The 11,640-nt window shown below is 34.3% G+C and carries 10 protein-coding genes and 2 pseudogenes; 4 read left to right on the forward strand and 8 right to left on the reverse strand.

The window, feature by feature from the left end:
• The first annotated feature begins 337 nt into the window (after window positions 1-337).
• The gene (locus OOK97_RS05175) at window positions 338-1,360 is read left to right on the forward strand and encodes a hypothetical protein (protein WP_264705092.1); all 1,023 of its coding nucleotides are present in this window, start codon (window positions 338-340) and stop codon (window positions 1,358-1,360) included.
• A gap of 5 nt (window positions 1,361-1,365) precedes the next feature.
• Here OOK97_RS05175 and dcd read toward each other — a convergent pair whose 3' ends face one another.
• On the reverse strand, window positions 1,366-1,923 hold the full coding sequence (dcd, locus tag OOK97_RS05180) for a dCTP deaminase (protein ID WP_006280485.1): 558 nt from the start codon (window positions 1,921-1,923) through the stop codon (window positions 1,366-1,368).
• 141 nt (window positions 1,924-2,064) lie between these two features.
• Between dcd and OOK97_RS05185 the strand changes: the two genes are divergently transcribed.
• Window positions 2,065-3,081: a substrate-binding domain-containing protein gene (locus tag OOK97_RS05185; RefSeq protein ID WP_264705093.1), complete on the forward strand. Its 1,017-nt coding sequence runs from the start codon at window positions 2,065-2,067 to the stop codon at window positions 3,079-3,081.
• Between the two features lie 75 nt (window positions 3,082-3,156).
• On the opposite strand, the gene OOK97_RS05190 is transcribed toward OOK97_RS05185, so the two are convergent.
• The 3 genes from OOK97_RS05190 to OOK97_RS05200 all read right to left on the reverse strand — a co-directional run bounded on the left by OOK97_RS05190 (window position 3,157) and on the right by OOK97_RS05200 (window position 5,784).
• Window positions 3,157-3,783 (reverse strand): hypothetical protein, encoded by a 627-nt coding sequence (locus tag OOK97_RS05190; protein WP_264705094.1) that lies wholly within the window; start codon window positions 3,781-3,783, stop codon window positions 3,157-3,159.
• Between the two features lie 105 nt (window positions 3,784-3,888).
• Window positions 3,889-5,301, reverse strand: a complete 1,413-nt coding sequence (locus OOK97_RS05195; protein ID WP_076612417.1) for an IS4-like element ISWosp2 family transposase — start codon at window positions 5,299-5,301, stop codon at window positions 3,889-3,891.
• A 57-nt stretch (window positions 5,302-5,358) separates the two neighbouring features.
• A complete protein-coding gene (locus OOK97_RS05200) occupies window positions 5,359-5,784 on the reverse strand; it encodes a hypothetical protein (RefSeq protein WP_264705095.1) in 426 nt (141 codons plus the stop codon).
• Between the two features lie 131 nt (window positions 5,785-5,915).
• Between OOK97_RS05200 and OOK97_RS05205 the strand changes: the two genes are divergently transcribed.
• Window positions 5,916-7,376, forward strand: a complete 1,461-nt coding sequence (locus tag OOK97_RS05205) for a TrkH family potassium uptake protein (RefSeq protein ID WP_264705096.1) — start codon at window positions 5,916-5,918, stop codon at window positions 7,374-7,376.
• Window positions 7,377-7,631: 255 nt separating this feature from the next.
• Here the strand turns inward: OOK97_RS05205 and mgtE are convergent, their stop codons facing one another.
• Window positions 7,632-9,002: a magnesium transporter gene (gene mgtE, locus OOK97_RS05210; RefSeq protein ID WP_006280192.1), complete on the reverse strand. Its 1,371-nt coding sequence runs from the start codon at window positions 9,000-9,002 to the stop codon at window positions 7,632-7,634.
• A gap of 153 nt (window positions 9,003-9,155) precedes the next feature.
• Here mgtE and prfB point away from each other — a divergent pair.
• Window positions 9,156-10,260 (forward strand): peptide chain release factor 2 gene (prfB, locus tag OOK97_RS05215; protein ID WP_141456981.1). Its coding sequence is split into 2 segments (ribosomal slippage): window positions 9,156-9,230 and window positions 9,232-10,260, totalling 1,104 coding nucleotides; the frame shifts between segments, so codons are not numbered across the junction.
• 136 nt (window positions 10,261-10,396) lie between these two features.
• On the opposite strand, the pseudogene OOK97_RS07625 reads toward prfB, so the two are convergent.
• The 3 genes and pseudogenes from OOK97_RS07625 to OOK97_RS05240 form a co-directional block, all read right to left on the reverse strand.
• A pseudogene (locus OOK97_RS07625) lies at window positions 10,397-10,872 on the reverse strand (transposase); the annotation flags it as partial.
• 209 nt (window positions 10,873-11,081) lie between these two features.
• Window positions 11,082-11,300: pseudogene (locus OOK97_RS07300) on the reverse strand (IS3 family transposase); the annotation flags it as partial.
• Entirely contained in the window at window positions 11,285-11,587 is a 303-nt protein-coding gene (locus OOK97_RS05240) for a transposase (RefSeq protein WP_264705099.1), read from the reverse strand. The gene OOK97_RS05240 and the pseudogene OOK97_RS07300, both read right to left, overlap by 16 nt.
• Window positions 11,588-11,640: the final 53 nt, after the last annotated feature.

An 11,640-nucleotide genomic window follows, 5' to 3' on the forward strand; every position in this document is an offset into this window, starting at 1 on the left:
ACAAGCAGCGGGATGACGAGCTTATCGTTATGCCGCCGCGAACCGTCATACCGCGATTCATTCGCGGTATCTCTTAGCATAGATTCCGCTAACTAGTAGCGGAATGACGAATTTGTCGTTTTACAGCCACTTGGATAACAATTTGCCACTAAATAGTAGGAGATTCAGCAGCTTACAATGAATAATTGAAGTTTTTAATCAGGAAAAATACATGAGTAAATCATGTAGCTATAATCATTGTAAGCAACAATGAAAAAGTGCGGAAGTAGAAATTTGGGTTGACAAAATAAGAAAAAATATAGTATATTAATAATATTGATATTAACTTAAACTAATTATGCCAGCAGTAGTAAATACACCAGACAACATACAAAGACCGTCAAAATTAAAAAAAGCAAAAGAAATTCTGCTAGCTCCTGTAAGGTGGCTAATCACAGGTTTATTTATAGTATTACTTATAATGCTCATTATCTCGGCCCTAGTCTTTATTCTAGCCTTCATGGCATTGGATAAACTGTATCATCTTGCAGGAGGCAAAGCACCAGAATGGTTAGAGCAAAGAGCTGAAGCATTTATGGAGGCAGCACGTGTCCCACAAACAACACATGATACTGATGTAAATAATGCAATCAGTATTAACATTCAAAAGCTAAGAGAAAACTATGGTGAACCTGATGTTGATGATAAGTTTATAGAGGAAATAGAAGGATTTATTGATCAGTTAGAGTGCATAGCAAATGGCACACAAAAAGCTGCAGATAAAGATCAACTTACAGAAGATGAGAAAAAACATGCACTTGAGTGCTTGAAGCGTATAAAAAATAACCCTGATACACATAGTGGAAGCGGGTTAACATTGAAGCAAGTTTTAAATTTAGTTTGGAAGGCTTGCAACGATCAAACTAGAGCAAATAATATAGATATTAATACCTGCATATCACAGAGAAAATATCAATTGGTTAAACATTTAGTAGAATCACAAACAGAATACGGAGTGCGTGATGGTCGTGGTTCAAGTACATGTTTTACTGGCACCTTTAACAGTATTGTCTCTTCCTTGTACATTTTTGAAGAGTTTTCCTTCTTGCAAAAAGCAGATAATAATATTATAAAGCGGGCATTTGAAAATGAGCTGCAAAAAAAGGGAGAAGAACTATTTAATCAGCTTTCCAATGATAAAGAAAAAAAAGAAGTTGCAGAAGCTTTAAGTAATCCTTCTACAAATTTCTTTTCAAGCTATGTAGAGTCATTTAAAAACCACTCTGCACGTGCAGTTTTAGGTGATAAAGAATGCGACAAATTAGTTAAAACTCATTTTAGTAATCTTCAGTACAATAAAACAATATCACGCTTTACCTAAAGTAATCACTTAACTAACGGCAAAGTGATACCATGCTGATTCATATATTTTCCTTTCATATCATCATATGATTTCTCACACTCACTTTCGCCGCTTAAAAATACGAATTGGCATGCGCCTTCATTAGCGTAAATTTTCGCGGGAAGCGGAGTGGTGTTTGAGAATTCGAGTGTGACATGACCTTCCCATCCAGGTTCTAAGGGAGTAACGTTTACTATAATTCCACATCTTGCGTAAGTTGATTTACCAACACAAATGACCAGTACATTCCTTGGTATACGAAAATATTCCACTGTACTTGCAAGCACAAAACTATTTGGCGGAATTATGCATACGTCTGTTTCTTTATCTATAAAACTATTCTCAGAAAAATTTTTAGGGTCCACGATGGCTGAATTAACGTTAGTAAAAATTTTAAATTTATTATCCACTCTTGCATCGTAACCGTAAGATGATAGTCCGAAAGATATAACACCTTTGCTGCTTTTGTGATTCACAAAAGGCTCTATCATTCCAAAGTTTTCAGCTTTTTCTCTTATCCATTTATCTGGCATAACTGCCATAACTGTTCCTTAAAGTTGTGTAATACTTACAATAATATAAAATAAAATTTAAATGTAAACTGTAGCTTTTGTCATGCAATTAAAGCTTTTCAGTTTGATGTTTTGTTACAATAATTAGATTTATGTTCTTAACTAAAAATAATGCTTAGAAACTTTCTCCTGATTTTTGTATTCGTATTATTCACGCCGCTATCAAATGCTGATGCCAGGAAATACATCAGAATTGTTGGATCTTCAACTGTTTTTCCTTTTATCTCGTTTATAGCCGAAGAGTTCAACCGTGTATTCTCCTTTAAGACTCCAGTTGTGGAATCGATAGGAAGCGGATCAGGATTCAAAATGTTTTGCTCAGGAATAGGGGAAGACACTCCAGACATCACCACTTCATCTCGCCCTATGAAGGAAGTAGAAAGAGAACTATGTAAAAGGAATAAAATTAATGAAGTGATAGAAATCATCATTGGCTATGATGGAGTTGTCATTGCAAATTCAAATCAAAGCCATAGATTTGATTTCACAAAGAAGGACTTATTTGAAACTTTATCTGCATATTCTCAAGAAAATGATAAATTAGTAAAAAATAATAAGAAGTTTTGGTCTGATGTAAATCAAGCCTTACCAAAAACAGAAATTGAAATTTATGGTCCACATCAAAATACAGGCACATACGAAACTTTGGTTAATTCTATTATGCTTGATCAATATTCATGCATGAACTCGAGAATTTTCAAAGAGAATTATAAAGATCAGGAAGAAAGAAAGCAAGCATGTGGTAATATAAGGGATGACGGAAGGTATATAGAAGTTGGAATTAATGAAAACATAATAATACAAAAATTGAAAAGTAACAAGAACGCTTTAGGGATATTTAGTTTTAGCTTTTTAATGAGGAATCAAGATAAAATACAAGGGAGCACAATTGCAGGAATTGAGCCAACTTACGAAAATATATCATCGGGAAAATATATATTAGCAAGACCTCTATACCTTTATATAAAGAAAGAACACCTGGATACTGTTGATGGATTAAGAGAATTCATAAAAGAAATTATAGATTCGATCGGCATTGAAGATGGGTACCTATCTAGGCTTGGTCTAATTCCACTTTCAAGTGAAGATATAAAGAAAGCTTCAGCAAAGGTTTATGATATAACGTGACGGCAACGTTTCTTTTATATTCTTTGTTCTAGCGTAGTCAGACCCAGCGCGGCGCGCTGGGATGACAATGGATTACTAATTAGACAGTTCTGCGTTGTTGCAACACCCAGAAACAACCGGGTCCGAGCTTTTCGTATTTGGGCTTTCTGATTTCTCACAAACTCCTCCAATATAAGCTAGTACAGCCAATGCTGAAACTGCTGAAACTTCTAAAACTAATGCAACTACAGGATATGCCAGCACATAGGCTGCAATAGCACCAACTACGCATAGTCCAAAAACGCCTAGAGCAATCTTCCCTTTGTGTTCACTCCAGAAGGTTGTATCGTTTTTTTCTGGGGTTCCGGTTTCTTGTTCTTTTAATTTCCGTATATACTCTGCATCTTCTCTTGCTTGTTCTTTTATAAGCTTTTCGGACACATGTTCATTGAGGTCATTGTCAACTTTTTGAATAAAGTCGTTGAACAATTTGTATAATTCCGGTTGGTCTTTAAAATTTTCTAGGCCATTGCGAAGCAAAAACGTAAAACCACCTGTGTTGTTATCAGAAAGCCCAAAAAGGGATTGACGAAACTTCTCAGGAGTTTTTTGGTAGAAAAGTTCAAGGAATTTTATCACTTTTACTACTTCTGCTTCTTCTACTTCTTCAGAATCCGAGAATACATTTTCCCTCAAGAGATTTTTATTAGAGCTTTGTCCCACTAAACGTGTAAAAACTTTCTCCTGATCGTCACCATAGTCGAATGCTTCTTCAATGTGTTTCCAGTTAATATTGCCATTAGAATCAAGAGATGTACATACTTACTATTACCCACAAATATAAAGTTCGTGAGCAAGTCGCCATCCTTCTGCTAGATCAAAGAGACGTCTCCATCCTTTCCAAATAGTAATGGGGCCTGGTTCTAGATCATTTTTTCTAGCCAAATGTCCTCCAAGTTGAGCAATCCATGAAACAGCTTCTTTTATAGTAGGAGTTGCATTTGAACATGGTTTTCTATGTATTTTTACATATAGAACTTTCCATTCTTCTTCGGCTAATAAGGTAGTACACGGTAATGTTGGATCAATTCTTGCAATTGTTGTAATAAAGAAAATTCTCCAAGCAATAATACTCATTACTGTTAAATATCGCATCAACCTTTCTGCTGTTCCAAGCCTACATTCTTCAACTTTGAGACCAGATTTTAAAATTTTATGTAATATTTCTATTTTCCATCTAAGACAATACCACCTAACTTTTTCAACAGCTTCATCAAAGGTATTGACTGGAAGATTTGTTAAAAGCATCCACTCTAGCGGACTTGTTTCAGAAGGAAAGTCTTTTTCAACAACGTAAACTGCATAGTGTGGTAATTTAAGTAATTCTTCTGTCTTATGCCTAATACTATTCTTAGATGGATGCATAATAAACTTTCCGAATCTAACTTCCAAATGTGCTGTTCTTTTTGGCTTATTATCTTTTGCAGGAACTTCAACTTTTACCGTACCTGCACAATGAGAGGATTTAATAAATTCCCATAACTTCTGCTCACCTTTTTCAGGATATCGAGATTTTCTATTTACTGCCCTATCTTTGGAAGCTCTAACTAACACTGCCGAATTAAGATTATGTGCAAGCTCAAAAAACTCATATATATCTGCTTCTCTATCGCATATAGTTATAGTCTCAGTTTGAGTTGAATCAATAATGTTGTTTGTGTTGCTTAAAGTTTCTAACCATTTTATACTCTCTTTATCTTCAATGCGGATACTGTCATTGTTCTTTTTTTTTATGTTTTCAGATTCTTCAGGTCTTGAATAAATTTTTTGATCTAGTATCCCTAGTACCAAACCTTCTATACTAACAGCTAGAGCTGTATGCATTATAATACCTTGACTATGTTTTCTTGTAATAACTCCCAATCCACTTGTTTTTTCATGGTCTGTGTATGAAATATAACTTGTATCTTGGATCACAAAAATTTTTTTATGGGCTTTTGTTCTTTCAACTGTTTTAGCAACGTGTGAAGCTAGAATATCGCCTTCTTTCACGTTCTCATTTTGAAAAAAACGATATGCTGCTTTTGCTTCTGACCAACTTCCACACGCCTGATTGATTGAGCTTTCAGGTAAACTTGTAAAACTATCAGCAATATTTACTAATCGGTCAGTTAACCTTTTATCTCCAAGTACAGCATCTCCAAATTCATTTTCAGCCCATTCATTATTCCTGTTTGCCATTTTTTACCCTCAATGTTTGCAAACTTTAATGTTGTAATACTTTATTTTTATGTCCATTTATATTTGTGGGTAATAGTAAGATGTACATACTACATGGAAGTTATTTACATAATCCATTACCCTCTTGTGCTCTTCCATTTCTTGAATAACTGTTTTAAGAGCAGGTATGTTATAACTGCCAAATCTTCGAAAATTATCTATTGTACAACAACACAAAAAATCACGAGTTTTTTGATCAGCTTCCTTCCAAATTAGTTCAATGATCTTTACTTTAGTGCTAACGCTAGCATTAGAACAGTCAATAACATCATTTAAAATGGTACCTTTGTCACTAGTCAAAGTCCCCTCGTGGCTCAAAACTGCTTGTATATTATTATGTTCATTATTGTCGAATATGTTCTTGACTTCTTGAGAATTGTTATCCTGGACTGCCTGTCTTAATGAACCTAGAATTTCTTCTTGTGCATTAGTTAATTCAACCATATCTTACCTCTAATAAAAATTTAATTATCACACATATTTACAAGTAAATCAAGTATATTGTTAATAAAGGCCAACAAAATGCTTGACGTTAGAGTAGCTTTTATGGCTTTGTATAGCGAGGAAGTAACTCTATGAAAAATCATCAACGTTTACAAAATTTGCGTTCAATTGTATTTATTGTGGGAATATTCCTATTGCTGTTTAGCTTAGCAATGCTTATTCCTGCTATTACCAATAAGTATCTCAGCTACGAATGGAAAAATTTTCTCGCTGGATTCATAATTACCTGCACATCTGGCGTAACTTTTATTTTGTTCGGTAAATTGAGTAGATTGCATGGAATGCCAGCAATTTTTGCGATTACTAGTTGCACCTGGATTGCCTTGTCTCTGTTTGCAGCTATTCCTTTCTATTTTGATAATCTGAGCTATGTTGATGCATTGTTTGAAACGATATCTGGCATCACAACCACAGGAGCAACTATATTTAATGATATTGAAAAACAATCTCCAGGAATACTGCTATGGAGAGCAATGCTACATGGCATGGGGGGTTTTGGTGTAATCACTTTAGGAATTGCAGTTTTTCCTATGTTTAAGGTTCTCAGCATAAATAATTTACTTTATTCTGAGTATTCAGATGCTACCAAAAGGAAGTTGCCGAATACGCGAAGCGTAGTAATTCATGTTACGGCAATATATTATGGCCTAATTTTGTTATGTATATTTTCCTATTATCTAGCTGGTATGCCACTGTTTGATGCAATATGCCACGGAATGTCTTCTGTATCAACTGGTGGATTTGCTAACTATAATGATTCTATAGGGCACTATAATAATCCCATACTAGAAGCCATAACGATCGTTTTTATGATTTTGGGTTCTCTGCCTTTTCTTAGCTATTTAAAAATTATAAGACGATTAGACATTTGCTATGATGAACAGGTCTCTTACTTTTTTAAGATAGCTATTGTTTCATCTTTATTTGCTTGTTTTTGGTTGTATAAAAATGTTGATTTAGGAGTGTCATTATCATTTAGATGCAGCACATTTACCATCACTTCCTTGATTACGTCAACTGGTTATGCAATCTGTAATCATATAGATTGGAGTTTCATTTCAGTCTTAGCTTTTTTTCTCACCTTTGTTGGTGGATGTAGCGGTTCTTCAAGTGGTGGTGTCAAAATCTTCCGCTTGATTGTTCTTTTAAGGTCTATAAGAAATTACTTTTACCTTTTATTAAACCCAGGCGCAGACAATGGAGTAAAGTTCAATGGAAAAACCCTGGAGAATGATGAAGTTCATTCTGTCTTTATATTTTTTGCAATTTTCATGTTAACGTTTACCATTTCATCAATAGTGATGTCTTACTTAAGCAATGCGGACTTTATAACTAGCGTCAGCTCAGTCTCTGCAACGCTTACAAACTCTGGTCCAGGATTTAGTAATTTAATAGGCCCTTCAGGTAACTATTCTTCTTTCAGTAATGAAGTAAAATTATTTCTATCGTTTTTAATGCTGCTTGGCAGACTTGAAATATTGCCAATCTATTTTTGTATAGGTAATTTATTCTTATTTAATAGAGAGAAATAGTTGGTGAAACTTGATATTATAGCTAAACTGACTTACGACAATTTGAAAAACCGTCATTCCGCTACTCGTTAGCGATATCTATACCGCGAATAAATCCACAGATGTACGAACATTGTGATTTGGGCACACCAGGAAGAATGTCATCCAAGTAGCCCCTTTCTCGTCATCCCGCTACTTGTTAGCGGGATCTATGCTAAGAGATACCGCGAATGAATCGCGGCATGACGGTTCGCGGCGGTATAGCTATAGATAGTATTAGCTATTTAATAAAAAGATCGTAGCTAAACCAAGAAATATAAAAGCTGAGAGAATATCAGTTGTTGCCGATGTTAGGATTGAAGAAGAAACGGCAGGGTCAGACTTTAAACGGTGAAGCATTATAGGAATGAAAGTTCCGATGAACGTTGCAATAATTGACATCATAATCATGGAGACCACAAAAATCATCTCCACTTTGAAGTTGTGAAACCTTATTGCTAACACTACTAATGAAATAGTAGATAAGATCACCCCGTTTATAAGACCTATTAAAAATTCTTTCATCAGTATTCTTTTTGCATTTTGCTCAGTTAGATATTTTGTTGCGATTGCCCGGATGGTTAGCGTTACTGTTTGGGATCCTGCATTTCCGCTCATTGATGCAATTATCGGCATGATTATTGGCAGCACTATAAAACTTTTTATTACATCATCGAAAAAGCCAACTACTATGGAACACATTGTTGCAGCTAAGAGGTTAAACAGTAACCAAGGTAGCCTTTTAATTATAGTTTTATGTATAGGGGCATTTATATCGGCTTTAGAAGATACACCGCTTATTTTGAGTACATCCTCTTCTGTTTCTTGTTGAACAACTTTTATCACATCTTCAATTAAGATCACACCAATAATTTTACCATTCTTATTTACTACCGGAGCCGATAATAGAGAGTAATCTTTAAATATTCTTGCTACTTCCTCTTGGTCTATTCCAGTTTTAATGATTTTTATGTCATGATCCATTATCTCTTTTATTATTGTGTCTCCTGAGTGAGATATTACCTTATTTAAATTAACACTGCCTATAGGCTCTAATTTTGAGTTGATAATGAATATCTGGTGAAATTTTTCTGGTATTTTTTTATAGTTGCACACAAATTCTGTCAGTTGATTTATTGTCCAATAATATGGAGCTATAACCATATCTTTATGTATTAACCTTCCTGCACTTTCTTCTGGATATGATAGCAACTCCTCTACCGATTTCTGAGTTTTGCTGGGCAAATAGTAAAGTATATTTTCTACAGACTTTCTATCTAAATCTTTCACTATGGTTACTATATCTTCTACATCAAGGAGCATTAGTAACTTTGCTGTATTTTCTATTCCCAATGTTTCTATGATCTCTATTTGTAAATCTGGCACTACATGCACTAGGGCATCACTTAACAAATGTTGATCGAGGATATTAACTAATTTCTCCCTGTGATCACTGATCGAAGTAGATAAAAAATAAGCTAACTGAACACTGTCTATCGTTTTTACAATATTACGAACATTCTCTAGCTCCTCGTTATCAAGTGACTCTATTAAGTCATCAATAGCCTTTTTGTCTAAACCATAATGGGAACTTATTTCAATATTCATTACTTTACCTTGTTTTTTAATAAATATACGCGCTTGATTTCCTTAAACATTAAAGTATAATGAAATTATTTAAATTAACTATCATATGGTTAAATTTCTATTTTGTTTACTGTTATTGTTATTGATAGTAAATATATTAAAATCTAAAGTATAATGAAAACTTATCCAGAAATTCTTGAACACTTTCAAAGCTTAAATAAAAGTATTTCTCTTATCAGGAGGTGTCTTTGACATAGAAAAATTAAAGTTGCGCCTTGAAGAGCTTGACTCCCAAGCGTCGAATGATGACCTATGGCAAGATAACCAAAAAGCACAAGAAGTTTTAAAAGAACGTTCTAAAATTAAGAATGACGTAGAGTCGTTTTTAAAGCTGGAAAGCGATTACAACGATGCCATCAGCTTAATGAAGTCTGCTATTGATGAAAATGATGAAGAATTTTTCTCTGAAGTTGAAAATGAATTAGCTAAGCTAGAGAAATTAATCAAGTATAAAGAAACAGAGTCCTTATTTACTGGTGAAGCAGATAATAATAACTGCTTTTTAGAAATCCACTCAGGAGCTGGCGGAACCGAGAGCAATGATTGGGCTGAAATGCTGATGCGCATGTATATAAGGTGGGCAGAAATTTATCACAACTTTAAAGTTGAAGTTGTAGAAAAATTAGAAGGAGAGTCAGTTGGTATAAAGTCTGCAATGATAAAAATCGTTGGAGAAAAAGCTTATGGGTGGGCAAAAAGTGAAAGTGGAATTCACAGGCTGGTTAGAATATCGCCATTTGATGCAAATGGTAAACGTCATACCAGTTTTGCAAGTGTAGGAGTAACTCCAGTGATAGAAGATTCAATTGATATTGCTGTGGATGAAAAGGATCTAAAGATCGACACCTACCGTGCTTCCGGAGCAGGCGGTCAGCATGTGAACAAGACTGAAAGTGCGGTACGCATTACGCATATTCCAACTGGTGTTGTAGTTCAATGCCAAAATGGTCGTTCTCAACACAGAAATAAAGATGAGGCGTTAAAATTACTTAAAGGACGTTTATACCAAATTGAACTGGAAAAAAAAGAACAGAAAATGGCTGAAGAATATGGTAAAAAATGCGATATAGGCTGGGGCAATCAGATCAGATCGTACGTTATGCATCCATATCAAATGGTGAAGGATTTAAGAACCGGACATGAAGTGGGCAATATAAATTCTGTTTTTGATGGTAATATAGATTGTTTCATAGTTAGTGTGCTTACTAAGCAAAATTAGGTAGGGTTGACTTTCTTGCCATAATATATGATAATTAAAATATTGTTAAAGTAGGAGTAAAGTTATGGCGATTAAATATGATCAGTGGAAAAGTGACCTTACCCAGAAAAAGTGGAGAGAAAGTGTGGAATGTTTTTTACAAAAAGAATGATGCATCAAATTGTTCTGGAATGCAATAGTTAATAGTGACGTTGTTTGTTATAAAAAATTTCTATGTATTCAAATATTACAGTTCTAGTTTGTTGAGCAGAGTGTTGTGAAGTATCAATAAGTATTTCTCTTTTCAATGAGCTAAAGAAGCTTTCTGCAACAGAATTGTCGTAACAACAGCCTTTATTACTCATCTATATTCTTTACAGCTAAGAGATATTGATACCCTTGCGCAGTATATTGTGAACCTTGGTCACTGTGCAGCAGTAGATTTTTAACAGGTTTACGCCTATTAATGGCCATTAATAAAGAGTTCATAACCAATTGTTTATTTATTGCACTACTCATTAACTACCATACGTGAGAATTATTGCTGCCAAATATAGCCATCCCTCCTTGGTTTTGATGTAAGTAATCCCATACTTTATTTGGTTGATCAACAATAAAGTTTTGATCTAGTATAGCCTTTCTTATAATAGTCCGAATGCGATAAGATATGTGTTTATGGCTATAGCAGGCCAGTAGCATATTACGGTCTGTTCGGATTATTGTAAAAAGAGCTATATATTGGGAGCTACAGCTCTATTATCTGTTTGTTGTTTTTTAATTTTAAACTTTCTTTTCAGTATAGCCCTGATGTCATTTTTCTGCATAATACTTTGCACCGTTTTCAAATTGCAACTTTTACCCAAAGCCTTCAATTCAGCATGAATTTTAGGAGCTCCATATCTACATTTAGAAACTTGATATATTTTTTGAATAGCTTCGAGTAGCTCTTTATTTGCTGATTCTCTACTGCTTATTTTTCTTGTGGTCCACTTATAGTAGCCACTAGCAGAAAATCCTACATAATTCCTGTACTTTATAGCAGTTACTATATAAAAAAATATTTTACTCTTTTTGACTGGCCAGGGCTTTTTTTTAAATGTCTCTTTCCCTTGTTACTCTTGCTTTGTAAATCAAACCTCTCTTTGTCGTAAGGAGCCATGTTACCTCTACCTGGAAATGCATCTGCTGCCGACTTTTTTTCGTTGTGTTTCTTTATCCATTTTCCTAATAAACCACCCTTTATTCCTAAATTCTTTGCTATTTTTGTAATTGTTTGACCTGCCTTTCTTTGTTCATTTGCCAGTTTAACAGCTTCCAATTTGAATTCTGCTGTATATTCTCTTACCATTTCTAATCCTCCAAAATTCTATTTTACCCGAAAAAACTCTTTTCTTTCTCTCC

Source organism: Wolbachia endosymbiont (group A) of Gymnosoma rotundatum (assembly GCF_947250765.1).
GTDB classification, from domain to species: Bacteria; Pseudomonadota; Alphaproteobacteria; order Rickettsiales; family Anaplasmataceae; genus Wolbachia; species Wolbachia pipientis.